Source organism: Mucilaginibacter sp., from assembly GCF_039925265.1.
GTDB lineage: Bacteria > Bacteroidota > Bacteroidia > Sphingobacteriales > Sphingobacteriaceae > Mucilaginibacter.
In genome coordinates this window covers 124,205-149,239 of the sequence record NZ_JBDSZG010000013.1, presented here as the reverse complement: position 1 = coordinate 149,239, position 25,035 = coordinate 124,205, and the positions used below count along the sequence as shown (strand labels likewise).

General features: G+C 45.2%; 28 protein-coding genes and 1 tRNA gene. 18 read left to right on the top strand and 11 right to left on the bottom strand.

All coding sequences use genetic code 11. From position 1 onward, the window contains the following. Positions 1–33: 33 nt before the first annotated feature. Positions 34–213 (bottom strand): hypothetical protein, encoded by a 180-nt coding sequence (locus tag ABIX36_RS05725; protein ID WP_348081201.1) that lies wholly within the window; start codon positions 211–213, stop codon positions 34–36. A 122-nt stretch (positions 214–335) separates the two neighbouring features. Here ABIX36_RS05725 and ABIX36_RS05720 point away from each other — a divergent pair, with 122 nt between their 5' ends. Then, complete coding sequence (locus ABIX36_RS05720) at positions 336–815, top strand: DUF4112 domain-containing protein (protein WP_348081200.1); 480 nt, start codon at positions 336–338, stop codon at positions 813–815. Positions 816–1,114: 299 nt separating this feature from the next. Here the strand turns inward: ABIX36_RS05720 and ABIX36_RS05715 are convergent, their stop codons facing one another. Continuing rightward, positions 1,115–1,576, bottom strand: a complete 462-nt coding sequence (locus ABIX36_RS05715; RefSeq protein WP_348081199.1) for a DUF1569 domain-containing protein — start codon at positions 1,574–1,576, stop codon at positions 1,115–1,117. 248 nt (positions 1,577–1,824) lie between these two features. Between ABIX36_RS05715 and ABIX36_RS05710 the strand changes: the two genes are divergently transcribed. After that, positions 1,825–3,504, top strand: a complete 1,680-nt coding sequence (locus ABIX36_RS05710; RefSeq protein ID WP_348081198.1) for a serine/threonine-protein kinase — start codon at positions 1,825–1,827, stop codon at positions 3,502–3,504. A gap of 15 nt (positions 3,505–3,519) precedes the next feature. On the opposite strand, the gene ABIX36_RS05705 is transcribed toward ABIX36_RS05710, so the two are convergent. Next, positions 3,520–3,693 carry a hypothetical protein gene (locus ABIX36_RS05705; protein WP_348081197.1) on the bottom strand — a complete coding sequence of 58 codons (174 nt, stop codon included), beginning with the start codon at positions 3,691–3,693 and terminating at the stop codon, positions 3,520–3,522. 199 nt (positions 3,694–3,892) lie between these two features. Between ABIX36_RS05705 and ABIX36_RS05700 the strand changes: the two genes are divergently transcribed. Both ABIX36_RS05700 and ABIX36_RS05695 read left to right on the top strand, forming a co-directional pair. Then, complete coding sequence (locus ABIX36_RS05700; protein WP_348081196.1) at positions 3,893–5,005, top strand: SPFH domain-containing protein; 1,113 nt, start codon at positions 3,893–3,895, stop codon at positions 5,003–5,005. A 23-nt stretch (positions 5,006–5,028) separates the two neighbouring features. Beyond that, positions 5,029–6,153, top strand: coding sequence for a hypothetical protein (locus tag ABIX36_RS05695; protein ID WP_348081195.1), 1,125 nt, complete (start codon positions 5,029–5,031; stop codon positions 6,151–6,153). Positions 6,154–6,256: 103 nt separating this feature from the next. On the opposite strand, the gene ABIX36_RS05690 is transcribed toward ABIX36_RS05695, so the two are convergent. Genes ABIX36_RS05690 through ABIX36_RS05670 form a run of 5 tightly spaced genes read right to left on the bottom strand, consistent with a single transcriptional unit; the run spans position 6,257 to position 8,639 of the window. Beyond that, a complete protein-coding gene (locus ABIX36_RS05690) occupies positions 6,257–6,850 on the bottom strand; it encodes a YdeI/OmpD-associated family protein (protein WP_348081194.1) in 594 nt (197 codons plus the stop codon). Between the two features lie 21 nt (positions 6,851–6,871). Continuing rightward, positions 6,872–7,438 carry a DUF4256 domain-containing protein gene (locus ABIX36_RS05685; RefSeq protein WP_348081193.1) on the bottom strand — a complete coding sequence of 189 codons (567 nt, stop codon included), beginning with the start codon at positions 7,436–7,438 and terminating at the stop codon, positions 6,872–6,874. A 14-nt stretch (positions 7,439–7,452) separates the two neighbouring features. Next, positions 7,453–7,833 (bottom strand): DoxX family protein, encoded by a 381-nt coding sequence (locus ABIX36_RS05680; protein WP_348081192.1) that lies wholly within the window; start codon positions 7,831–7,833, stop codon positions 7,453–7,455. Between the two features lie 7 nt (positions 7,834–7,840). Beyond that, the gene (locus ABIX36_RS05675; RefSeq protein ID WP_348081191.1) at positions 7,841–8,308 is read right to left on the bottom strand and encodes an SRPBCC domain-containing protein; all 468 of its coding nucleotides are present in this window, start codon (positions 8,306–8,308) and stop codon (positions 7,841–7,843) included. A gap of 1 nt (position 8,309) precedes the next feature. After that, positions 8,310–8,639 (bottom strand): metalloregulator ArsR/SmtB family transcription factor, encoded by a 330-nt coding sequence (locus ABIX36_RS05670; RefSeq protein ID WP_348081190.1) that lies wholly within the window; start codon positions 8,637–8,639, stop codon positions 8,310–8,312. Positions 8,640–8,859: 220 nt separating this feature from the next. On the opposite strand from ABIX36_RS05670, the gene ABIX36_RS05665 reads away from it, so the two are divergent. After that, positions 8,860–9,426 carry a cupin domain-containing protein gene (locus ABIX36_RS05665; RefSeq protein ID WP_348081189.1) on the top strand — a complete coding sequence of 189 codons (567 nt, stop codon included), beginning with the start codon at positions 8,860–8,862 and terminating at the stop codon, positions 9,424–9,426. Between the two features lie 86 nt (positions 9,427–9,512). On the opposite strand, the gene ABIX36_RS05660 is transcribed toward ABIX36_RS05665, so the two are convergent. Further along, positions 9,513–9,586 (bottom strand) — tRNA-His (locus ABIX36_RS05660). A gap of 121 nt (positions 9,587–9,707) precedes the next feature. Here ABIX36_RS05660 and ABIX36_RS05655 point away from each other — a divergent pair. The 3 genes from ABIX36_RS05655 (at position 9,708) to rnhA (ending at position 13,168) form a co-directional block, all read left to right on the top strand. After that, on the top strand, positions 9,708–11,798 hold the full coding sequence (locus ABIX36_RS05655; protein WP_348081188.1) for a cation-translocating P-type ATPase: 2,091 nt from the start codon (positions 9,708–9,710) through the stop codon (positions 11,796–11,798). Between the two features lie 100 nt (positions 11,799–11,898). Beyond that, positions 11,899–12,648: a hypothetical protein gene (locus tag ABIX36_RS05650; RefSeq protein WP_348081187.1), complete on the top strand. Its 750-nt coding sequence runs from the start codon at positions 11,899–11,901 to the stop codon at positions 12,646–12,648. Positions 12,649–12,703: 55 nt separating this feature from the next. Then, a complete protein-coding gene (rnhA, locus tag ABIX36_RS05645; RefSeq protein WP_348081186.1) occupies positions 12,704–13,168 on the top strand; it encodes a ribonuclease HI in 465 nt (154 codons plus the stop codon). An 89-nt stretch (positions 13,169–13,257) separates the two neighbouring features. On the opposite strand, the gene ABIX36_RS05640 is transcribed toward rnhA, so the two are convergent. Continuing rightward, positions 13,258–13,752 carry a metallophosphoesterase family protein gene (locus ABIX36_RS05640; RefSeq protein ID WP_348081185.1) on the bottom strand — a complete coding sequence of 165 codons (495 nt, stop codon included), beginning with the start codon at positions 13,750–13,752 and terminating at the stop codon, positions 13,258–13,260. A gap of 31 nt (positions 13,753–13,783) precedes the next feature. Further along, positions 13,784–14,497 (bottom strand): methyltransferase, encoded by a 714-nt coding sequence (locus ABIX36_RS05635; protein ID WP_348081184.1) that lies wholly within the window; start codon positions 14,495–14,497, stop codon positions 13,784–13,786. 74 nt (positions 14,498–14,571) lie between these two features. Here ABIX36_RS05635 and pbpC point away from each other — a divergent pair, with 74 nt between their 5' ends. The 10 genes from pbpC to ABIX36_RS05585 all read left to right on the top strand — a co-directional run bounded on the left by pbpC (position 14,572) and on the right by ABIX36_RS05585 (position 24,972). Further along, the gene (gene pbpC / locus ABIX36_RS05630) at positions 14,572–16,968 is read left to right on the top strand and encodes a penicillin-binding protein 1C (RefSeq protein ID WP_348081183.1); all 2,397 of its coding nucleotides are present in this window, start codon (positions 14,572–14,574) and stop codon (positions 16,966–16,968) included. A gap of 188 nt (positions 16,969–17,156) precedes the next feature. Beyond that, positions 17,157–17,864 carry a 3'-5' exonuclease gene (locus ABIX36_RS05625; protein WP_348081182.1) on the top strand — a complete coding sequence of 236 codons (708 nt, stop codon included), beginning with the start codon at positions 17,157–17,159 and terminating at the stop codon, positions 17,862–17,864. Then, positions 17,861–18,229: a hypothetical protein gene (locus ABIX36_RS05620; protein WP_348081181.1), complete on the top strand. Its 369-nt coding sequence runs from the start codon at positions 17,861–17,863 to the stop codon at positions 18,227–18,229. Before ABIX36_RS05625 ends, ABIX36_RS05620 begins: the two co-directional genes overlap by 4 nt. Before the next feature lie 230 nt (positions 18,230–18,459). Next, the gene (gene rnr, locus ABIX36_RS05615) at positions 18,460–20,598 is read left to right on the top strand and encodes a ribonuclease R (protein ID WP_348081180.1); all 2,139 of its coding nucleotides are present in this window, start codon (positions 18,460–18,462) and stop codon (positions 20,596–20,598) included. Between the two features lie 83 nt (positions 20,599–20,681). Next, positions 20,682–21,656, top strand: coding sequence for a polyprenyl synthetase family protein (locus tag ABIX36_RS05610; RefSeq protein ID WP_348081179.1), 975 nt, complete (start codon positions 20,682–20,684; stop codon positions 21,654–21,656). A gap of 13 nt (positions 21,657–21,669) precedes the next feature. Next, a complete protein-coding gene (locus tag ABIX36_RS05605) occupies positions 21,670–22,071 on the top strand; it encodes an energy transducer TonB (RefSeq protein ID WP_348081178.1) in 402 nt (133 codons plus the stop codon). A 12-nt stretch (positions 22,072–22,083) separates the two neighbouring features. Then, on the top strand, positions 22,084–22,497 hold the full coding sequence (locus ABIX36_RS05600) for an energy transducer TonB (protein ID WP_348081177.1): 414 nt from the start codon (positions 22,084–22,086) through the stop codon (positions 22,495–22,497). Beyond that, positions 22,487–22,969, top strand: a complete 483-nt coding sequence (locus ABIX36_RS05595; protein WP_348081176.1) for an energy transducer TonB — start codon at positions 22,487–22,489, stop codon at positions 22,967–22,969. Before ABIX36_RS05600 ends, ABIX36_RS05595 begins: the two co-directional genes overlap by 11 nt. Then, entirely contained in the window at positions 22,962–24,575 is a 1,614-nt protein-coding gene (locus ABIX36_RS05590; RefSeq protein ID WP_348081175.1) for a M1 family metallopeptidase, read from the top strand. Before ABIX36_RS05595 ends, ABIX36_RS05590 begins: the two co-directional genes overlap by 8 nt. After that, positions 24,535–24,972: a hypothetical protein gene (locus tag ABIX36_RS05585; protein ID WP_348081174.1), complete on the top strand. Its 438-nt coding sequence runs from the start codon at positions 24,535–24,537 to the stop codon at positions 24,970–24,972. Before ABIX36_RS05590 ends, ABIX36_RS05585 begins: the two co-directional genes overlap by 41 nt. Positions 24,973–25,035: the final 63 nt, after the last annotated feature.

The following is a 25,035-nucleotide window of genomic DNA, read 5'->3' as shown; positions in this document are numbered from 1 at the left end:
TAAAAACGCCCCTGAACGGGGCGCTGTATCTTATTATTGTTTCTTATGTTCCGGCTTATGGGCGCTGTCGCGGCTCGAGGTTTGGTCGGAACGCTGGCCGCCCGAGTTACTGATGCCTGTTTGTTTCAGGTGTTCATTTTGATTGTTAAACGCGCGGTCGGATGTTGTTTGCCCCTGCCCGTTGTTGTTATTTTTCTGATCCTGGCTTTTCATAATAAAATGTATTAGTTATAAAATAGCGGCTTTGCAGCCATGCACTATCTTAAACAATAACCATACCGAAGGTCGAAAATGTTTTAAAACAAATTGTGCCTCTTTGCCTTCCTTATAACAAGATGAAACAGTTACCAAACAAAACACAACTTACCGGCCAGCTTAAATGGGTGGAGCGCGTGGCCTCGGTTATGGACGATAAATTCAGGCTGCCGGGTACTAATTTCCGCTTCGGGCTCGATCCTATCCTCAACTTTATTCCCTTTGCAGGTGATGTATCGGGCTTTATCGTAGCGGCTGCCCTGCTTTATGTGATCGCGAAAAACGGTGGGGTAAGTCGTAAAGTATTGGTTTTGATGGCATTGAATATCTCCGTGGACGCTCTTCTCGGCGCCATTCCTATCCTTGGGCAGGTAACCGATTTTTACTTTAAAGCCAACACCCGCAATATTAAATTACTAAAAGAGCATTACCAGGAAGATAAACACCAGGGCAGCGGTAAAGGCATTATCCTATTGATCGTGATTGTTCTCATCATTTTTCTCGCCGCGAGTCTTTACGTCTCTTATGTTGCATTGCGATGGTTATTTAATGCGGTTTAGCCCTTTCGCCTGATAGTAGATATTTAAAAAACAAATATTTGTTAAACAACTTATAGCATAATACCTATATGTTTATGAAAGCAAGCCGATTTCCCCCAACTTGGCTGCTAATTAATGCGAATATCAACCGGAGCCTGGATAATTAAACATGCTGGATCACTCAACACTCAACCAAATATTTGCCCTTTTCCCGTCACCAACATTAATTTTGTTGCCCGATGCCCCTGTTTTCTGGACGGCATCATCCGCGGAATATCCGACAAAACAGAAGAAATCGTCTTTAATAAAGAATAACCCGTTTATACGCCAAACTGTGTAAGGTGATGGTTAAGGTGTTTATAAAACATATTGTTCCATTCATCAGCGGTTAATGTGCCAAACGAATGCGACATCAGGCCATTAAATTCGCTTTCGCCCAATTCCTGAGTTTTACGGATATAACTGATAAGCCTTGCCTTTTCAACCTCAAAATCTTTATCGCCTTTAATGATGAAGGCTGGCGCTGTTGGCCCGTTGCGGCCATAGGGGACTTCGGTTACTACTTTATTCTTAACCAGCAGTTTTAAAATGAGTTCCATAAAGGCATTTGGCGCAGGGTGCTTCCGGGCCTCATAAACCATCTCGTAGGATACATTACAATGTGCCAGCATTTGCGAAACATTCATTTTACCCCAATCGGGCGTAGTTTGCGGTGTAAGTTTGTTTATCCGCTCTATTACGCTATCTGCAACCGGCTGCGTAAAAATGTTAGGTAGGGCCATTTATTGTGTTTTATAAGGTTTAATTGTAGTTTAAAGCCGTTAATAGACCTTGCTAAATCAGGACAAAAGATAGCGCATTTTATCAATTTAAATCAAGCTGTTACATAGTTTACCAAGTCTGCGCCGGTACAAACTAAACCCTTAAAGTCTCCTGCGCTCTAATATCTCGTTCGCGGGTAAACTATTTACTTGATGCGGGGTTTACAGATGAATATCTTTATAGCGAAACAGGCTTACAGCAAAAATAAATGGGTAAAATTTTTACAATAACCGAAGGGCTCGAAAACATGGGTGCGCTGCACACTGGTGGCCAGGGTTCGGTATATAAAGGCAAGCGGATCGGCGAAATTTATGTTGCGGTAAAGTTACTACCCACCCCTATTTATGCCGAAGACGAAAACGACAAGCACTATAAAGATTTTATAAACGAGGTAGAGAAGCTTAAAAAGGTTAACCAGGTATCAAACCCAAATGTGGTTAAGATCCTTAATTCGGGCATTACCGAAAGCGGATCGCTGCCATTCATCGAGATGGAGTTTATCGAAGGGCCCGACCTCGCCGAACTGCTGACCGAAAAAGAAACACCCGTTTTCACCCTCCCCGAAGCTATAAAAGTGGCCTACCAACTCGCAAACGCGTTAAGCCATTGCCATAAGGTATCGGTAAAGCATGGCGATATCAAAAGCAATAACGTTAAATTCAATATCAATACCGGCAACTATATGCTGCTTGATTTTGGCCTGGCCATCATGACCGATGAGCAGCGACGCAGCAGCTTGCGCAACGCCGGCGCGGTTGAATTTATGGCACCTGAACAGAGTGAGGGCAACCTGTTGCCGCAAAGCGATGTGTACAGTTATGGCATTATCCTCTACGAACTGCTGGCAGGTACAGTCCCCTTTAAACTGAATGACAACGGCCAAACGGCGCGCAACGCCGTAATGATTGCGCACCTGGAACAGGAACCGCCGGACCTGCTCGTCCTCCGTGAAAAAAACATGCCGCTTAACTGGCCCGAAGATCAGCGTAAGCGCGAAATGCAGGTACCAGAATGGCTGCTGAACCTTATTTACAAATGCCTGCAAAAAAACCCCGCCGCCCGATATGCTGATGGTACCGAACTGCGCCAGGCCATACAAAGCAGCGTAATTACCGTAAAAAGCGATACCGAAAGCGCCTTAATACTGCAAAACGAAAAAACAGAACTACAAGCAAAATTAAAGGAAGAACAGGCAAAGAACACTACTTTATTGCAGGAAATAGCAGAGCTAAAACAAAGCCGGGCCTCGGTCGGCGCTACTCCTCTTGCCACCCCGGTTGCAGCTAAAAGTAATACAAAAACAGCTTCTAAGGCAATGCTGATCGGTTTGGGGATTTTGCTGTTGTGCCTGGGCGCATTTGCCGGGCGGTATCTTTTTAGTGGTAGCAAAGCTGCTGCTGTAAAAACTTTGCCCGATACAACTTCATCAATAAAACAGCTTGATGCGGTTACCGGTAAAGCTTCGCACGACACCATCGCAGCGGCAAATTCTAAGTCCGGGGAGGCAAAAGAAAAGGTGATACCGATTAAAAAAGCTGAAATAAAGCCGGAGACGCTGGCCGTACACAAAAAAGCAAAAAAAGATTCCGCGAAAAAAGTGGTTAAAAAAGATTCGCCAAAAGCCGATAAACCTACTGCCCCTCCCCTTAACCCAGGAAAAGGTGGAGATGTTGGCAAGGTGTATTCGCTTTTCACAACGTACGCCTATTTTCACAGTACCCCCAGCGAGGGTAGTAAACGGGCGGCTAATATCAGCCAATGGGATAATGCCCGCTTAAAAGCGCTTGACGACCAAAATGGCTATATTTATGTGGTATTCACCAACAAAAACGGAGAAACAAGCAAGGGCTGGCTTCGTAAAAAAGACCTCATCGTAGTAGGGCAATAGTTCAGCCAACAAGCCTTATTTACTTATCGCAACCTTTGTACGCACCAGTTGCGCAGCAGCCTGCGATTGTTGATTACACTTGCCCAGCAACACCCAGATAATGATAAATATAATAATAGTGGAGAAGCAGCCCCCACCAAGTTTTTTTGCACCCCAGGCCGCTATAAGGCCTCTAAAAAAGTTATTCATCTATGTATTTTTTAGTTTAACAGCTTGTGGCCGGTATGGTTTTACCCAACTGCCAATTTAACAAACACAGGCATTGCAATTAGGTGCTCTTAAACGTTACCAGCTTCGATATTCCAACAAAAAATTAATAATTTACCAGTCCACACGTACATCGGGCTTTTTTTTAGCATATTTATTTTTTTATCTAACCTTAAACCATATGGGCTTTTTTAGTAAACTGCTGAACGAATTTATAGATATAATAGAATGGGTAGACACTACCCAGGATACCTTAGTGTGGAAATTTCCGCGGAATGACAACGCCATAAAAATGGGCGCTAAGCTTACTGTACGCGAATCGCAGGCAGCTATTTTCATGAATGAAGGCCGCATAGCCGACGTTTTTATGCCCGGTATGTACGAGTTACAGACCGAGAACATGCCTATCCTTACTACCCTACTCAGCTGGAAATACGGCTTTAACAGCCCTTTTAAGGCCGATGTTTATTTTGTGAGCACCCGCCAGTTTGTTAACCAAAAATGGGGAACAAAAAACCCGGTGATGATACGCGATGCCGAGTTTGGCCCAGTAAGGCTACGCGCGTTCGGTTCTTTTAATTTTAAAGTACAGGACCCAAAAGTGTTCCTGAACCAAATTTCGGCAACGAACCCCGATTTTAATGTAGCGTATATTGAGGAGCAATTGCGCAATACCATTGTTGCGCGCGGGATGGATGCCGTGGCACAATCTAAAATACCGATACTGGACCTTGCCGCGAATTACAACGAAATGGGCCTGCTGATATCTGACACGATACAACCCGATTTTGCCGAAATAGGGCTTACCCTATCCAAGCTATTGGTAGAGAATATCTCGCTGCCGGCAGAAGTTGAGGCCGCGCTTGATAAACGCAGCCAGATGGGCATCATTGGTAACCTGGGCGCGTATGCTCAGTTCCAGGCTGCAAACGCCATGGAAAAATCCGCGGAGAACAGCATAGGCGGCAACCTTGGCGCTGCGGGCATGGGTTTGGGTGTAGGTGCCGCTATGATGAACCAGGTTGGCAACGTATTTAAACAAAATAATTTTGATGGAGCCAACCCAAGTGGTGCCGATGCGCCGCCGCCCTTCCCGACTACACAGTATCATATCGCTGTAGATGGTAAATCTGACGGACCGCATAGCCTGGCCGACATTGATAAAATGATCGCGGCTAAAGCGATCAATAAAGAAACTATGGTTTGGAAAAAAGGTATGGCCGCCTGGGTTGCAGCAGGCACCGTTGCAGAACTTGACGATCTTTTTAATAACGAACCTCCTCCATTAGCCTGATCACACCTGAACTTAAATCGTACATGAGCGAACTTTTAAAACCGGCGGATAGCATCAGCAATTCGTTAAAATGCGCGGGCTGTGGCGCTTTGCTGCGCTTTGTGCCCGGCACCCGTACGTTGCAATGCAGTTATTGCGGGGAGAGCAACGTGATAGCCAATACCGAAGCATCTATAGAACCTGTAGATTATGAGGATTTTATAGCGAATATTGATGTAAAAAAAGCTACCGATAATGTAAAGGTGGTCGACTGCAAAAACTGCGGTTCGCAAACGGTGTTGGATGCTTCTGTTACCTCTGATAATTGCCCGTTTTGTACCGCGCCTTTGGTGTTAAACTTGCAGGCCGGCAAAACTTATCTGCCTCCACATTATATTTTACCGTTTGAGGTAACCCAAAAACAAGGCGCCGATTTTTTTCAGAAATGGCTCAAGGGCCTTTGGTGGGCGCCGAACGATCTTGCGCAAAAAGCGGGTGGCACGTCATCGGCGTTAAATGGTGTTTACCTGCCTTACTGGGCTTACGATACCGATACGACAACCGACTACACCGGCGAACGTGGCGACTACTACTACACCACCGAAACCTATACCGAAACAGTTGATGGCAAAACCCAAACGCGGACCCGGCAGGTACGGCACACCAATTGGTCGTATGCCTCGGGCACGGTTGATTGCAAATTTCGCGACCTTTTGGTACCGGCCAGTACATCGCTGCCCGAAAAAACGCTTGATAAACTTACGCCATGGAAACTGGATATGCTCGCCGGTTTTGATGAACGTTATATGAGCGGGTTCCGCTCAGAAACCTACCAGCTCGACCCAGAAAATGGGTTACTTAAAGCAAAGGAACAAACCGTGCAGGAAATCAATTCTTCCATCAGGAGCGATATTGGTGGCGATGAGCAACGCATCGATAATACCGACACCGATTATCGCAACAAAGCCATTAAATACATTATGCTGCCGGTTTGGGTTAGCGCCTATAACTATAATAACAAAGTATACCAGTTTACGGTAAATGCCAGTACAGGCGAGGTAATTGGCGGGCGCCCGCTAAGCGCCATGAAGATCACATTGGCGATACTGTTTGCAATTGCATTAATTATAGTCGTTTTTGTGCTGTATTCGCAAAATGCGAATGGATAACGTTTATACTGAATTTATTTTACCCTGTTGCGCAAGATACGCCTTCAGTTGTTCTACAGTTTACTGGAAGCCTTCGCTTGCTTTATAGTGAATTGTTTAATTTCTAATCGTCTATTCCCTTGCCGTTGAGTATCTGCGGGATATATTTTTCTACCCTCGCCCCCCGTGTTTTGGCTTGTTTTGGTTGAGAAAAGTGAAGCAGGTATCCCCTTTGCCGCCCAGGCGTTAATGCCTCAAAAGCGGCTTTCAGGCCCGATGTCTCATCTAATTTAGTCTGAAATTCTTCGGGAACACTAAATTCCGTTGTCTTTTTCAGATCAACTTTCAAACCGGCTTTCTCCACCTCAATAGCTTCAAAAACATAGGTCTTAAGCGTTGATTCCAGCTCCACTATTTTCCTAATGTTGCTGAACCTTACCTGGCGCGCCGCCTGTACGTTCTCTGTTTGCTGAACGAGGATACCATCAGCATCATTTAACAGGGCGCCTTTAAAAAATAATACCGCGCAATATTCCTTAAATACATGTATCAATACAATGTTATTTTGCTGAAAGGTGTAGCAGGGACAACCCCACTTCAACTCTTCGGTAAGCCCGCAACCAAGGATGATCGCTCTTAGTTTCACGATCTCTTCCTGCCACTTTTGGGCTTTGTCGAAGTAAAAATCAGCCTTAGGATTCATTCCGTTCTCTGTCATAGCATTTTATTTTGTACAAGCTCAAACCCTTAACAAGCCACGAAAGCCCCTGGCGGCGTAATAGGATTCCGCCCCGTTGTGATAAAAGAATATCGTATCGTACCGCCTGTCGCAGAAAACGGCACCGCCCAGCTTTCTGATATTGGCAGGCGTTTGCACCCAGCTGGATGTTTTCAGGTCGAACTTGCCAAGTGCCTGCAATTCGCGGTATTGTTCTTCTGTTAAAATTTCGATACCCATATCGGCGGCCATCCCTACCGCACTATTTTCGGGTTTGTATTCTTTTCTCGATTGCAGGGCCTCGTGGTCGTAGCAAACACTTCTGCGACCCTTGGGGCTTTCTGCAGCGCAATCATAAAACAGGTATTCGCCCGTCGTTTCGTCCATACCAACTACATCCGGTTCACCGCCGGTTATTTCCATCTCATCGAGGGTCCATAGTTTCTCGGCATTGGCTTCCAGCTTAACTTTTATTTTAGCCCATTCCAGGCCTTTGTGCCGTTCCATGTTTTTCTCGAAACGGGTTTTCAACACGCCGAGCAGTTCTTCAGATCGCTCTACCGACAATTGCTTTTTATCATTATTCATGTGCTCATCATTAATTAATTTACCGCTACTACTCTTCTTTCCGCAGGCCTGAAATACCAGGATACTATTGTTAGTACCAACAATAGCATCGGCCCAAAAAGCTCCTTAGCGCTATCTCCAATAGCTAAATGAGAAAACACCGCGCCCGACATGGCGAAAAAGAAACCCGCGTAAGCCCATTCCTTCAATAAAGTAAATTTAGGAATTAGCACCGTTACTGTCCCCAGAATTTTCCAAATACCCAGGATGGTTAAAAAATAGACTGGGTAACCGAGATGCTCCATCATGGCTACTTCTTCCTTCATTTTTATTAGCTGTACAACGCCGGTAGACAGCATCCCTAATGCAAGCCAGAGCGTGGAAACCCAATAGATAATTTTATTTCGCTTTGTCATGTTGTGTTTATTTTAATTTGTTTGCGATGTCTTGTAAGCGATTGTGCGCCATATTGAGGCCCTGGGCAAAGGGCAGCCGTAACATCTGATCTCTCAGCGCGGCCGATTTAAATACGCTGTGTATGGTAAGTTTGCTGGTGCCTTCGGTCAATTCTTCAAATTCCAAAAACTCCAGCTGAACGCCAAAAGGCGCATTCTCCATTTCAAATGTGCGTATGATCTTCTGGTTCGGCACAAACTCATGGAACACCCCATCCGCACGGAACACCACGTTTCCCTTAGCGTCGCTTGTTTCATACTGCCAGCCGCCATGTTTCTTATTTTCCAGTTTCAGCACTTTCGTGCCCATCCATTGCTCCACAATTTCCGGCTCTACGTGCGCTTTAAAAAGCAACTCCAGAGGCAGCTCAAATTCCCTTGTTATTATTAGATCGTGTTTGCCATCTTCGGCGCTGATCTTTGTTTTTAATTCCATATCAGGTTGTTTTTTTGGTTTGGTACGTTTTCATAATGGTTTCTAATTTGTTGAACCTGTCTTCCCACATCTGGCGGAATGGCTCTATAAAGTCGGCTACTTCTTTCATGTTTTTCGCGTTGATGTGATAATATATCTCCCTGCCGTTTTGCTCTTGTTTCAGCAATTCGCATTCGGTAAGTATTTGCAGGTGCTTTGAAACTGTAGGCCTTGCGGTATCAAAGTTGGAAGCTATTACGCCTGCCGTCATCGATTGGGAAGCAACTAACAGCAGTATGGCTCTCCTCGTAGGATCGGCAATGGCCTGGAATACATCTCGTCTTAAATTCATTATGTAGTTATTTGACTACAATATATATGTAGTTATTTAACTACGCAAGTTTCTTAAAGAAAATTTAATTGTTGGGGAAACCTGAACATGAAAAAGCCAAATCGATAACACGTCTTGAGTTCAGCATATCTATTTTATTTTCAATTGTTTAATATAATATCTACTTTTATATAGCTTTCAAACTACAAATCGTTTTACAGTCTTTAAGTCAGTATTAAAAATGAAGAGGAAAATTTTTATTTCGAACGTGCTAACACTTGCAGCTATACCATTGGTTGGAAAATCTTTCGATAAGCAAAATAATTTGAAAATAAGAAAAGGTTTTAAAACCAATAAAGGAGAGGGCAGGCTGCATGGGCATATTAAACTAAAAGGTGTTAATGCAAATATACTGGACGTTAAATTATCCGGGACAGACACTGATGGAAATATCGCAGTTTTTGAACAGACAAGTCTTTCGCAAGGCAAAGGGACGCCTTTGCATATCCATTATGCGCAGGATGAGATGTTTTATGTACTGGAAGGGGAATATTATTTTAGAGTGGGTGATGATAAATATCATCTTTCTACGGGTGACAGTATTTTCCTGCCGATGAAAGTTCCACATGCGTGGACTCAGGTTTCAGAAAAAGGTAAGATGACGGTTACTTTTCAACCCGCAGGCAAGATGGAAAATTTCTTTGTTACCTTGGCGGGGTTAGATCATGAACCAAATCATGACGAAATGGCTAAGCTTTTCGCAGACAACGAAATGCAGATTGTAGGACCGCCATTAAAAATTGAATGATATTGGCCTATGATCGGTTATAATTGCACCATTTACTTTAAAATTATCAAACAAAAAAGCCTCTCATTTTCATGAGAGGCTTTAAGGGTAAATGATGGGGCTCGAACCCACGACCCTCGGTACCACAAACCGATGCTCTAACCAACTGAGCTACATCTACCGTCTTTGTTGGGAGTGCAAAAATAGAAATTCGGCGGGAATTTGCAAAGCTTTTTTAAAATTACAATCGCCTTACCCTATTTATTTAGAACAGTTCTATTTAAAGGGTAAATTTGTACATCATGGCGGAGCAACTGGTGGAATTGAACGTAACGGGAATGCATTGCAATAACTGCGCAATGAGCATCCATAAGTTATTGGAAAAGAAAGGACTGCAAAATGTATTGGTGAGCTTTGCTTCCGAAGAAGTAAAATTTTCTACTGCCGACCAGTCCCTCCTACCGGGAATAATCACGGATATAGAAAATTTAGGTTTTCATGTAGTGGACGATATTGCCACTCATAAAACCCCATTTTATGATAAGGTAGAGAACAAATTTATCTTCTGCGCGCTGTTTACCGCTCCGCTTTTGCTACACATGCTGTTCCCCTGGCACTTTTTGCACAATCCTGTTGTGCAGTTAATACTGTGCCTGCCGGTGTTTTTGGTGGGATGTTTCCATTTTGGCAAAAGTGCCTACAGTTCTGTTAAAGGTGGGGTGCCCAATATGGATGTGCTCATTTTTATCGGTTCTACATCGGCATTTATTTATAGCCTGGTTGGTACCGTGCAAAATTTAGGCGGACATTATTTGTTTTACGAAACCTGCGCGACCATCATTACCCTGGTACTTTTGGGTAATGTACTGGAGAAACGCAGCGTAAACCAAACCACCTCTGCGGTGAAAGATCTGATGAAATTTCAGCAGGTGAACGCCAGCAGGGTTACTAAAGACGGTATTGAAATAATCAATGCAAAAGATGTAATAGCCGGTGATACGCTGCAGGTGAATGAGGGCGACCAGATACCGGTAGATGGGGAAATACTATCAGGTGATGCATCGATAAACGAGGCGATGATAACCGGTGAAAGCATCCCGGTGCAAAAAAAGAAGTACGATACCGTTATAGGCGGAACGATAGTGCTGGAAGGCAACATCAAAATAATGGCCACCAAGGTGGGCAGCAATAGTACGCTCTCGCAGATAATCGATCTGATGAAAAGAGCGCAGGCAGCTAAACCTCCCGTACAAAAACTGGGCGATAAAGTGGCGGCCATATTTGTACCCGTTGTTTTAGTGATCGCTCTGCTAACCTTTATTATAACTTACTTCGCTACCAATGTCGGCATGCAAGGGAGCGTAATGCATGCCATTGCCGTGTTGGTGATTTCCTGCCCTTGCGCTATGGGTTTAGCAACACCTACCGCCGTAATGGTTGGCCTTGGCCGCGCGGCAAAAAACGGCATCCTGATAAAAGGGGGCGACACTATTGAAGCGGTTGCTAACACCAAATTTGTAATATTTGATAAAACGGGAACGCTTACCACGGGCAAATTCAGCATAAAAGATATTGAGGTAGCCGAGGGACAAAACATGGAGAGCGTGCGTGGAGCTATTGTTGCCATTGAAGAGCGCTCTAACCACCCGATAGCAAAATCCTTAGTAAACGGTTTAAGCGGTTTGCCGAAGCAAAAAGTGATACTGAGATCTGTTGCAGAAGAAAAAGGCCTTGGTATGCGCGCCGAAGATGTGGAAGGCAACAACTACTTTTTGGGCACCGCAAAACTGAGCGACAACGACAATTTTAACCTTGCATTATACAAAAACCAGGTGTTGATTGCACAGATAGCCATTGAAGATACCATTAAACCGGACGCTGCGAATTTGATTGTCCAGTTAAAAAAGATGGGGATAAAACCTATCCTTCTGAGTGGCGATAAGGCCAGCCGCTGCGCTTCGGTGGCAAAAACATTAGGTATTATTGATGTACACTCCGAAAAACTTCCTGATGAAAAGCTAAGCGTGGTAGATATTTACCGTAAAAAAGGCAAAACCGTTATGATAGGCGACGGTATAAATGATGCCCCTGCCCTCACCCAGGCCGATGTAGGCGTATCTATGAACGATGCCAGCCACATAGCCATCCAGTCAGCCAAAGTTATCTTGCTGAATACTGATTTGCAATCGGTAGTGAAATTTTTGCAGATCAGCAGGCATACCCTACTCACCATTAAACAAAACCTTTTTTGGGCATTCGCTTACAACATTATTGCTATCCCCGTTGCAGCTTTAGGTTTCCTGAACCCGATGGTAGGTGCGCTGGCCATGGCATTTAGCGATGTTATTGTAATTGGGAATTCGCTGAGGTTGAAGGTAAAGAAGGTTAGTTGATAGATGATGGTTCATAGTTCATGGTAGTTTCGCTAAATTTGTTGCAAGCAACCTACTTAACATATTTTCATTAATATAGTCAGAGTTTTAACTTTGAACCATGCTGACACTTATTGAGCGATACCTAAACGGCGAAGACGGGAAATCTGTATACGCCGATATCTACAACTTAAAACAGGGAGCCTTCAGCAATGAACATTTTGACGACGTAATAGCGGTGCTCACCGAAACTTTTGAACGGGTTGCTTATAACCTCAACCTGATTCAACAGGAGTTGGCGGCCATTGGTTACTGCTTTAAAACAGAGTTTAATTCAAACTCCGATAAACCATTAGTAGCGCCTCTTCCGGGTACCGATAAACTTCTTACCCAACTTGACACGGCAGTTGCCGAATTTGGCAAAGTGCCCTTGTCATTAAAAATGTTTTACAAAGCTGTAGCTGGCTGTAATTTTGCCTGGGATTATGAGTCTTCCCCCGATTTGCTATGGGATGAAGCCGACCCTATACAAATAGCCAGCCTGGATGATCTTGTTGAATACGTATCTTCTGATGATTGGAAAGACTACATGAATGATTGCCTTGAAATTTATAACGAGCCCGCCTTGGAGTTGGCTGCCGATTATCTCCATAAGGACAATATTAGTGGCGGCGCAGTCTACTCCTTACAACTCACGGGGGAAGATTGCGTAGATGCGATATTTTTAAATGAGCCCAATGGAACCAACTTTATTGGTTATTTACGGGTCTGTATGGAAAGCTGCGGATTTCCGGGACGCGGCAAGTTTAGGCAAGAACAACGTTTTACGAATTTTTGCGCAAAGGTAAGTCCTTTATTAAAACGCACTTAAACTGGCAAATTAAAACACCACTTTAGAGCCTCATAGGCTTTACTATATTTGCACAATGATCGAGATTTATACAGACGGTGCATCCAGCGGGAACCCGGGGCCGGGTGGTTATGGGGTTATTTTGCGGTCGGGTGCTCATTACAAGGAGCTATCGGCTGGCTTTCGTAAAACCACCAACAACCGCATGGAATTACTGGCCGTTATCAGCGGACTGGAAGCTATCAAATCTCCCAACCAGCAGGTTACCATTTATTCCGACAGTAAATACGTGATCGATTCTATAGAGAAGCGCTGGCTGCAGGGTTGGGTTGCAAAAGGCTTTGCGGGCAAAAAAAACAAGGATCTTTGGCTGAGATACCTCACCATCAGCAAAATGCACCAAATTAAATTTGTGTGGGTACGCGGGCACAATGGGCACCCCGAGAATGAACGCTGCGATGTACTTGCCGTGGCAGCAGGCAAACAAAAAGAGTTATTGATTGATTCTGTTTTTGAAGCAGAGGCAGCAAAATTAGGTTGATTAATTTGTCATAGTCCATGGACAATAGACCATAGCGGAATTTTACATCTTTTACGATGGACTATCAACTATGGTCAATGGACTAAAGGCTACTTCGCCCCCAACTCAATCACATCCAGTCCATGTACCTTATCTTCGGTTATGCTGAAACGCATTAGCGTGCGTACCTTTTGCCAGCCTTGTTTACCTGCCGCACCGGGGTTTAAATGCAGGCAGCTGATCTTTTTATCATAAATAACTTTGAGGATATGCGAATGCCCGCTGATGAACAACATGGGCGGGGTTAGGTAAATATCCTTCCTCACTGCAGGGCTGTATTTGTCGGGGTAGCCACCAATATGCGTCATCCATACATCAACCGCTTCGCATTTAAAACGGATGTGTTCGGGGTACACCTGCCGGATGTCGGCACCATCAATATTGCCATAAACGCCCTTTAGCGGTTTAAATGCGGCGAGCTGATCAGCAAGTTCCAGCGTGCCAAAATCGCCCACGTGCCAGATCTCGTCGCAGGTATCAAAATGCTTAAAAACGGCGTCGTCGAGGTAGCTGTGGGTGTCGGATATCAGGCCAATGCGAGTCATATTGATGTCGGATTTTCAATTCGGATTTATATTAAAATATAGTCAAAAACTCCTTTAATGCTTGTTGATAACCTGCGGAATACACTTTAGGCTCATCGTAAATAACCACGTCAGTTTCATCAACCATAGCTTGCAATCGCCCAAAGGTAATGATCTCCCTGTGCGGGATAGATTCGGCGAAGGACTTTATGCTGATGATCGTCTGCAGGTACAACCCAACTTCGGCTAATAAAACTTTCACAAAATTAGCTGTCGGCAAGGGCAATATCATGGTGCAAAGGCCATCATCTGTTAAATGCCTCGATACACATAGGATAAACTTTTCAAAAAAAGCCTCATCTGTATGCCTTGCTAAATTCTTTTTCGCCCCCGGCGATGCCAGCGAATTTAAAAAGAAGGGCGGGTTTGAAACAATAAGGTCGTATTGCTTTTCGGTATTAGCGTTAAAATACTCCTCAAACCCCGCTGCAAACAGCGTTAACCGATCTGCGAATTTCGACGCGTTAAAGTTTTCGTCCGCTGTTTTTGCAGCGACCTCGTCTATTTCAACCGCGTCGATATGGGCCTTTATAAACCGCTGCGACAACATCAGGACTATAACACCTGTCCCCGTGCCAATATCCAGTATGTTTTTGGGCTCGGGCGCATTGGCTAAAGCGCCAAGCAAAACGCCGTCGGTATTTACCTTCATGGCGCAGCCGCTTTGGTTTACATCGAACTGCTTAAACTTAAATATGTTTGCCAATTTATAAACGATAAGCGGGGTAATTATTTATATTTTACCTATTTTCAGGCTGGATTTAAAACGCCGGGCTTTTAATGCAACTACGCTTACAACACCTCAAAAATCAATTTAAAAAGCCAAAAGTAATTATAATAACAGCCATTTTATTGGCTTTAAGTCTGTGGTTTACACTTTGCCTGCCCAGAACGCTTTTTAGCAGTCCGACATCTTTTGTAATAGACGACGATGCCGGCCAGTTGTTAGGTGCATCTATAGCAGCCGACGGCCAATGGCGCTTCCCCTACAACGACAGCGTACCCGAAAAATTCAAACAATGCATCATCGCCTTTGAGGATAAGCGCTTTGAACACCACCCCGGCTTCGACGCGTTGGCTTTTGGAAGGGCCATCCGGCAAAACATGCGCACCGGCAGGGTCACCAGCGGCGGCAGTACACTTACTATGCAGGTGATGCGCCTTTCTACCCGGCACAAACGCACTATCCTCAACAAAATAGGTGAAATATTTATGGCCCTGCGCCTGGAACTGGGCTATAGTAAAAAGGAGATATTGGCCATGTATGCCAGTAACGCGCCATTCGGCAGCAATGTTATTGGTTTGGATGCAGCTTCGTGGCGGTATTTTGGTCGCGGACCGGATAAGCTCTCCTGGGGTGAAATGGCAGCGCTGGCGGTCTTGCCAAATTCACCATCGCTGGTGCACCCGGGTAAGAACCGGCTTATCCTGCTTAAAAAACGCAACCTGCTGCTCAACAGGCTCTATAAACAAGGCACCATCGATAGCACCACAGCCAAACTGGCCGCGTTTGAACCCGTGCCCGAAAAGCCCGTCGCCCTACCGCAGATTGCCCCTCACCTGCTGCAACGCTTTAAAGCGGATTATAAAAATAAACAACAAGGGCTAACCCGGATAACTACTACTATAAAAAACAGCCTGCAACAGCAGGTGGCAGATATTTTAGAGCAGCATCACCAGGTTTTAAAAGCTAATGATATTAATAATATCGCCGCGGTAGTGCTTGATGTAGAAACCGGCGCAACCCTCGCCTACGCCGGCAATATCTCGCACCGCGAAGACCCCGAAATGGAAAGCGATGTAGATGTGGTAAATGCGCCGCGCAGCCCCGGGAGTACGCTAAAACCACTGCTATACGCATCAATGATGCACGATGGACTGATACTGCCCAATAGTTTGATTGCCGATGTGCCCACGCAGATAGCGGGCTATCACCCCGAGAATTTCGACCTGAGTTATGATGGCGCAGTACCGGCTTCCAACGCTTTATCGCGCTCGCTTAATGTGCCTGCGGTGAAAATGCTGCAACAATACAAGTACGAGCGGTTTTATGATATGATGAAAAAGGCCGGCGTTACCACCTTAAAACAACCCGCCGACCATTACGGCCTCTCGCTCATTTTAGGCGGCGGCGAAAACACCCTATGGGAACTTACCGGCATTTATGCAGGCATGGCGCGGGTTCTTAATCATTACGATAAGTATCGCGGTAAATACAACCCGGCCGACTACCATCACCCCGTTTACACATTAGGGCCGAAAGAAGAACCGGCGTTGGAGAAAAATGGCTTGCTTGATGCCGGCTCGTTGTACTACACGTTGCAGGCCATGGAAGAAGTAATGCGCCCCGGTGAGGAAATGCTTTGGCAGCAGTTCAGTTCTACCCAGCGGATCGCCTGGAAAACGGGAACCAGTTTTGGCTTCCGCGATGGCTGGGCCATTGGCATTACGCCTAAATATGTGGTGGGCGTTTGGGTGGGCAATACCGATGGCGAGGGCCGCCCGGGGTTAACGGGTATCAATACCGCCGCTCCTGCCCTGTTCGAGATCTTCCGCCTGCTGCCCGCCGCACGGGATTGGTTTACCATGCCAATGGGCGAAATGGAGAAAATAAGCGTGTGTAAGGAAAGTGGTTACCGCGCCGGGCAATATTGCAATAATACCACGGAGCAATTTGTGCCGAAAATAGGGTTAAAAGCTGCCGCCTGTCCATGGCATCGACTGGTGCACCTGTCGCCGGATGAACATTACCAGGTGACGGGTAATTGCGAACTACCGGAAAATATGGTAAACAAAAGCTGGTTTGTGCTGCCGCCATCTATGGAGTACTATTACAAAACCAAAAACTACCAGTACCATTTACTGCCTTCCTTTAAACCCGGCTGCGGCGAAGCTGATAACGGTAACCCGATGGAACTCATTTACCCTAAGGAGAACGCCAAAATATATGTTCCGCTGGAAGCTGACGGCAAGCGCGGGCGGGTGGTGTTTAATGCGGCGCACCGGCAACCCGGCATCAAAATATTTTGGCACCTCGATGATAAATACGTAGGTGAAACAACCACCTTTCACCAGGTGGCGCTAAACCCAACCGCCGGAAAACATAAACTAACGCTGGTGGATGCCTCGGGCAACACCATCAGTACAAATTTTGAAGTACTGGATAAAAATAAATAAACACGATTAAAGGATTGAGCGATTTAACACGATTTCCCTTTAATGTAGAGACGCAATACTTTGCGCCTCCCGCAGGACAGGTGAACAATTTGCATAAGTAATTTGCCTTTGGAGACTAATTAAAAAGCTATGTTTAGTGAAATTTCGCTTAATTCGTGAAATTCGTGTTCATTAATAATAAACAACCGATGCTTGAACAATACGACCTGGGTAACCTGATGGTTTTGGATATAGAAACCGTGCCGCAATATGCCACACATGACGAGGTGCCCGAACATTTGCAGGAACTTTGGGCAGCAAAGTCTCAATATCAGCGTAAGGACGAAACGCCGGAAGCATTCTACGGGCGAGCATCTATCTGGGCCGAGTTTGGCAAGATCGTTTGTATCTCAGTAGGGATCTTTCTGAACGGGAAAAAGACAGGGTTGCGTGTAAAATCCTTTGCCGGGCACGAGGAAAAAGAACTGCTGCAGGATTTTAGCAAGATGCTGAGCAGCCAGCCGCCCAGTATTATCCTTTGCGCGCATAACGGCAAGGAGTTCGATTTTCCGTACATCTGCCGCAGGATGCTTATTAATGGCGTACCATTCCCGCCGCATTTGCAGATAGCCGGCAAAAAGCCCTGGGAAATAAACCATCTGGATACCATGGAACTCTGGAAATTCGGCGACTATAAAAACTATACCTCGCTAAACCTGCTCACTGCTATCTTTAATATCCCAACCTCTAAAGATGATATCGACGGCAGCCAGGTAGGCCACGTTTACTGGGTAGAAGACGACCTGCCCCGCATTTGCACTTATTGCCAAAAAGATGTGATCGCGACAGCGCAGTTGATTCGGAGGTATCGCGGGGAGGCGTTGATTGCGGAGGATTGTATAACGATTGTGGGATGAGAAAGATATTTCTATTAATATTTGCCTTTGGCTGTTTATCGGCAACGGCTCTATGTCAACGGAAACCGGCGTCAAAATCCCCACAGTCAGGTCAACCCGGCTTTATTACCGCGCTGATCAACTTAAAGGAATTTAAAGACGATGAGCGAAAGGCCGATTCTCTTTCCAAGGCAAGCGGGATCCCGCAAAGCGTATCCTTCGAGTTGATAAACGATCCCATGACAAAAAAGGATTCGACGGAAAACCTGATGACTATATTTATTAAACTCGACCGACCGTTCGATCCCATTATTTTACACATCGTGAAAATAAATGCTGCCACAAACAAAATAGTTTCGGTAGAAAACAACATACGGAAAAAATGATCTTCTCGCCCTCCCCTGCTTTGTACTGCTATTTAATAAGAAATGTTTTTTGTCCCCGCTATCCCGTCGCCTTCTCCTCCACATGCACAATAATGTTGCGGATGGCGTCATCTAATGCCGTCCCGGCTTGTTTCAATTTATAACAATGCTCCCTGGCCTACTATTTATCAAATAAAATCGTTAATCCTCCTTAACAGTTCTTTCCGTATCTTAGCGCATTAATTATACCTATGTCTAAAAAGAAAAAAAAAGGCAATTCATCTATCAACCAGGTGCTTACGCAAATGGTGCTGGATATATTCGAACAAAATGGCAATACGCCACTCAATCATAAGCAGGTTTCGGCCAAGCTAAACGTACGCGACCCGGATGCCCGGGATGTTATTTTTGATGTACTGAAGGACGAAGCCTTCAAAGGTGTCCTGAAAGAGATCACTCCCGGCAAATTTCAACTGCTGGAACTGAAAACCTTTGTTGAAGGCAAGGTTGATCTTACCAACGATGGATCCGCGTTCATCGTTACCGATGACCCTGCCGAAACCGATATTTTTGTAGCACCGCGTAAGCTGCGCAACGCGCTTAATGGCGACCGTGTAAAAGTATACGTATACGCCGCCAGCAAGGGTAAGCGCCAGGAAGGCGAAGTGATAGAGATTTTGCAGCGCAACAAAATGGAGTTCACCGGTATTGTAAAACTCTCCGAGCGTTTTGCCTTCTTCATCCCAGACGACCGTAAGATGATGCACGATATTTTTATTCCCATCAGCGATCTTAACGGTGCTAAGAACGGTATAAAAGCAATCGCCGAAATTACCGACTGGCCAGCCGGCGCTAAAAACCCCATCGGTCGTATTAAACACGTACTGGGCAACCAGGGCGAGAACGATACCGAAATGAACGCCATCCTGGCGGAGTACGGTTTCCCGCTTTCTTTCCCTGCCGAAGTGGAGAAGGATGCCGAAGAAATTCCGGCGGAGATCTCTGCGGACGAAATTGCTAAACGTAAAGATTTCCGTAACACGCTCACCATCACCATCGATCCATTCGATGCCAAGGATTTCGATGATGCCATCTCCTACAAAAAGCTGGATAACGGCAATTACGAGGTAGGTGTGCACATTGCCGATGTATCGCATTATATCATCCCCGATTCGGCTTTGGATAAGGAGGCTTACGAACGCGGAACCTCTGTTTACCTGGTAGATAGGGTAATCCCGATGCTGCCCGAAAGGCTTTCTAACGGACTATGCTCGTTGCGCCCTAAGGAAGATAAGCTTTGCTTCGCGGCAGTGTTTGAGATGGATGCGGACGCCAATATTATTGAGCAATGGTTTGGCAAAACCGTTATCCATAGCGACAGGCGCTTTACTTACGAGGAAGTGCAGGATGTAATAGAAACCAAAACCGGCGATTACGTAGAAGAAATTGAGCAGCTAAACGCCCTTGCCTATAAACTGCGCGACCGTAAATTTAAAAATGGCGCCATCAGCTTTGAAACTACTGAAGTTAAATTTAAGCTGGATGAAACCGGCAAACCAACCGGCGTATATGTAAAAGAACGTAAGGACGCCCACAAGCTGATTGAAGATTTTATGCTTTTGGCCAATAAAAAAGTGGCCGAATACGTAAGCAAAATGGGTAAAGGCAAACACAAGTACACCTTTGTTTACCGCGCGCACGATTCCCCTAAACCCGATGCACTGGCCAACTTCGCGCAATTTGCAGCACGGTTTGGGTATAAGATCAATACAAAATCTGATAAAGAAACTGCAAAATCTCTTAATTTTTTAATGGAGGATGTGGAAGGTAAAAAAGAGCAGAATGTGCTTACTCACCTGGCCATCCGCTCTATGGCTAAGGCTATTTATACCACTAAAACATCAAGTCATTATGGTTTGGCGTTTGATCACTATACGCACTTTACCTCGCCTATCCGCCGATACCCAGATGTAATGGTGCACAGGCTGCTTTTCCACTATTTAAATGGCGGGCAAAGCGTAAACGGCGACCATTACGAGGAACTGTGTAAGCACAGCTCGCAGATGGAGAAGAAGGCAGCGGATGCAGAGCGTTCATCGGTTAAATACAAACAGGCCGAGTACCTTAAAGACCAGGTGGGCAATGTATTCACCGGCATTATTTCGGGTGTTACCGAATGGGGGATGTACGTAGAGATCATTGAGAACAAATGCGAGGGCATGATACGGCTGCGCGATATCAGCGACGATTTTTACACTTTGGACGAGAAGAATTACGCCATCATCGGCCAGCGCAAAAAGAAGATTTACCAGCTTGGCGATGAAGTTGCCATACGTGTGAAGAACGTGGATCTGACCAAGAAACAGATAGATTTTTCGTTAGTTAATTAATTATTGTGAGTAGTGAATGGTTGAATGGTGAGGGGTTGCAAAAACCATCCTCTGATCAACCGCTCACTACTTAACCCCTGAGAATGAGAAAACTCGAAGACCTGCAAGCACTTATTGCAACCTCCGTAGAACAGCTGAAATACCCGACTTATCCGGCCGAACTGTACGAACCTATAAGTTATATTTTATCCATCGGCGGCAAAAGAATGAGGCCTGCCTTGTTACTAATGGCCTGCGACCTGTTTGGCGGCGATGTGGAAGCGGCCCTGCCCCCTGCCCTGGCCATAGAGGTGTTCCATAACTTCACGCTGATGCATGACGATATTATGGATAACGCCCCCATCCGCCGCGGTCGCTCAACTGTGCACGAAAAATGGAACCAAAATGTGGCCATCCTCAGCGGCGATGTAATGCTGATTGAAGGCTACAAGCTGATGATGCAGGTGCACGATAACATCCTGCGCCACGTGCTGGATATTTTTAACGAAACCGCCGTTGGTGTTTGCGAAGGCCAGCAGCTGGACATGACCTTTGAGACCAGCACAGATATCAGCATTGAGGAATACATCAACATGATCCGCCTTAAAACAGCCGTGGTGCTGGGTGGTGCATTAAAAATTGGTGCGTTGATTGGCGAAGCGGATGAAAAGGATGCCGAGTTGTTATCTGATTTCGGCGTGAACCTCGGTATCGCATTCCAGCTACAGGATGATATACTGGATGTTTACGGCGACCCTGCAAAATTTGGCAAACAGGTTGGCGGCGATATCATCTCCAACAAAAAAACTTACCTGCTGATAAAGGCCCTGCAGTTAGTTGAAGGCACCGATGCCGAACAACTGCAAAGCCGGGTAACCGCCGCAACTTTTGATGCAGCAGAAAAAGTAGCCACAGTTACCCAAATTTACAACACGGTAAACGTGCGCCAATACGCCGAGGACGAAATGCAGGCCTACGCCGAAAAAGCCTTTAAAGCGCTGGAGCAGATCAACCTGCCCGAAGACAGCAAACAATACCTGCGAGATTTTGCCGATGGTTTGCTGGTGAGGGAATATTAGTATATTTAGGGGTATGAAAGTGATTTTATTTTTGTTGATGGGGTTGCTTGCTACGGCTACAGTTTCCGCACAGCCAAACAAAGCGAAAGCCACGAGCAACGCCATAAATTGCCCAATAGAATTGCAGTCTGAATTCCCGGGTGGCCCGATTGCATTAAAAAAATTCATAGCAAAAAATCTGAAATGGCCGGAAGGCGACATCGATGCAGAGGGCAGAGTGCTTGTCAGCTTTGTAATACAAAAAGACGGCAGCACAACCGACTTTAGGGTAATTAAAAGTTTACATCCTGCCTTTGATAAGGCGGCCGTATCAGCGTTGAAAAAGATGCCGAAATGGAAGCCGGGAATGCAGTTCGGCAAGCCGGTTAAATGCGGGTATACCGTACCATTAATGTTTGCTATAAAAGAAGACTAAGTCCAGATCGCCATGAAGCAAATTCTTGTAATTGTTTTTATTTTCTCGGCTTCTTTTGCAAAAGCGCAGCACACAAGGCCGCGAATTAATATGAAGGATACTACTGTTTATACAGCTGTAGAACAGCAGCCGCAATTTGGAAAGGATGAAGGTGCCTTCAATAAATATCTCTTAAAAAACCTCCGTTATGCTGGCCCTTATCCGAACGAAAATTCTCAGGGAAGAATAACAGCAATATTTATTATTGAAAAAGATGGTAGTGTTAAACAAATTAAAATTGTTCGGCCACAGCACACCTCTTTAGAAAGATCGATGATTGGGTTGCTAAAGGCTTCACCCAAATGGAGGCCGGCAATTCACAAAGGGTATGTTGTACGATGCCAATATTTCATGCCACTATTTATATGTTTGGCAAGTGAAGAATGAAAAAGAAATTTTATACGCGAATGCTTGTTTTCCCAACTATATTCGAGTTAATATGAAAATAAAACTATACCTAACCCTACTTTTCTCCGTGGCAATGTTAGCTGCGAAAGCCCAAACTGCTGATACTGCAAAAAGCGTAAAAGACACGGTGCAGGTATTTAAGCCCGTAGAAGTACCACCCGATTTTAAAGGAGGTTTTGGAAAGCTCCTTAAGTTTTTGTCCAAAAATTTAAAATATCCCGAAAAAGCAAGAGAGGATAATGTGCAGGGGCGGGTAATTGTAAGTTTTGTTGTGGAGAGAGACGGTACCTTAACCGGCATAAAAGTTATTAAAAGCCTGTCAGCCGAAACGGATGCCGAAGCTTTACGCCTGATGGCGATGTCGCCAGCCTGGAATCCCGGTATACAGGGAGGACGGCCAGTCCGGGTTCAATATTCAATCCCTGTTTCATTCAATTTAAGTAATGACTAACAACATTTTAAAAACATGTGCTTTTGCATTAGCGATAAGCGTAGCATGCTTAACAGCATCCGCCCAAAGCAAAACAACCTCAGGCGGTAAATTAAAACCCGAGCAGGCCAATATGGATGTAAGGCATTACACCATCGCGCTGGATGTAAACTTCAAACAAAAAACCATCGACGGTTATGCAACCATCGATGTAATATTGGAGAAGCCCACCCACGTATTGCTATTCGATCTGCTGGATTCGCTGAACGTAAGCGCTGTTTTGGTAAATGGTAAAAAAGAGCCGTTTATCTATAAAAACAATATGATCACCATTAACACGGTGAAGGAATTGCCGGCCGGAAAAGCAAGCATAAAAGTTGTTTATGGAGGCAAACCGCACATTGCCGTGCGCCCGCCATGGGATGACGGGTTTACTTTTACAAAGGATTCTACCGGCCACCAGTGGCTGGCCATTACCGCTGAAGGCACCGGTGGCAAGGTGTACTATCCTTGTAAAGATCACCCGTCCGACGAGCCGAACGAGGGTGCAGACCTTATCATCACCGTCCCTAAGGATCTGGTAGTTGCCGGGCCGGGCTTATTGATAAAAACCACCAAAAAAGGCGACAAAGCCACCTTTCACTGGAAAACCAACTATAGCATCAATAATTACAGCATCCTGTTCAACGTGGGCGATTATAAGCTGGTGCAGCGCACTTACAAAAGCGTGGCGGGCAACACCGTGCCTATCCAATTCTACGTGCTGAAAGAGCATGCCGAGAAGGCCAATAAGCTGATGGACATGTTTGAGGTTACCATCCACGAAAAGGAAAAGTATTTTGGCGAATACCCCTGGGCCAAGGAAAAAGTGGGATTAGTAGAAACGCCTCATTTAGGTATGGAGCACCAAAGTATGGTGGCTTATGGCAACAAATTCAAATACGTGCGCGTAGGCAGCCAGGATTATGATTGGCTTTTGCACCACGAGTTTGGCCACGAATGGTGGGGTAATAAAATAACTGCAATCGACTGGGCCGATTACTGGATCCACGAAGGCATCGGCAGCTATGCCGACGCGCTTTTCACCCTGGAGTTTGCAGGCAAACCGGCTTATATCAAGCTATTCCAAAAAACGTTAAAGGGGATCCAAAACAAGCAGCCTATTGTTCTGGGTAAGGATATCGACGAAGAATCGGCCTATAACGGTGATATATACAGCAAGGGCGCGTTCTTTATGCATACCTTAAACTATGTAATGGGCGATAGCCTGTTCTTCCCTACCTTAAAAGGTTTCGCAACCGACCCTAAGCACACCTACAGCAACCTCAACAATACCGACGATGTGGAGCAGTACTTCAGCGCAGCCTATGGCAAAAGCCTAAAGCCACTGTTTGATATGTACCTGCGTACTACGGATAAGCTGCAGATAAGCGTTACCCCGCAACGGCAGGATGGCAAATACCTGGTAAAACTGGATAATATCAGTATGCCACTACCACTTGATATCACTACCGATGCTGGTGTACAGCATATAACCGTAACTGATAAGGGTGTAAGCATCACCAGCAAAACCATGCCCTTGGTTGATGCTGATGGATGGTATTTTAAGAGGGTGGTTTACGAATAAAGATATTATAATGAGGAATGTGTTTTTTTGTTTACTGTTACTTCCTGCGATGTTGAAGGCACAATCTAAGCCTGACACTATTATCTACAGTTACACAGAAATTCCACCTGAATACCCCGGTGCAGAAAATAAGTTATCGATAGACTTCTTAAAAAAAGTTAGAGTACCGAAACCCATCCCTTCCAGCTTTGATACCAGAATAGCAGTAGAATTCGTTGTCGAAAAAAATGGAACGATCACGCATGAACGTATCATAAGAGGCAATAAAGATATAGCTTCGCAATTTTTAAAACAGATAAAAAGTGTTAAGTGGACCCCTGGTTATAATAAGGGGAAACCTGTTAGAAGTAAGTACTCATCGGCTGTAAGTTGCTTAATGATGGCTTCTGAAGAATAGGATATAAAGACCTTTACTACGAACATCCACACAAAAAGCCCCACATCTCTCGATACAGGGCTT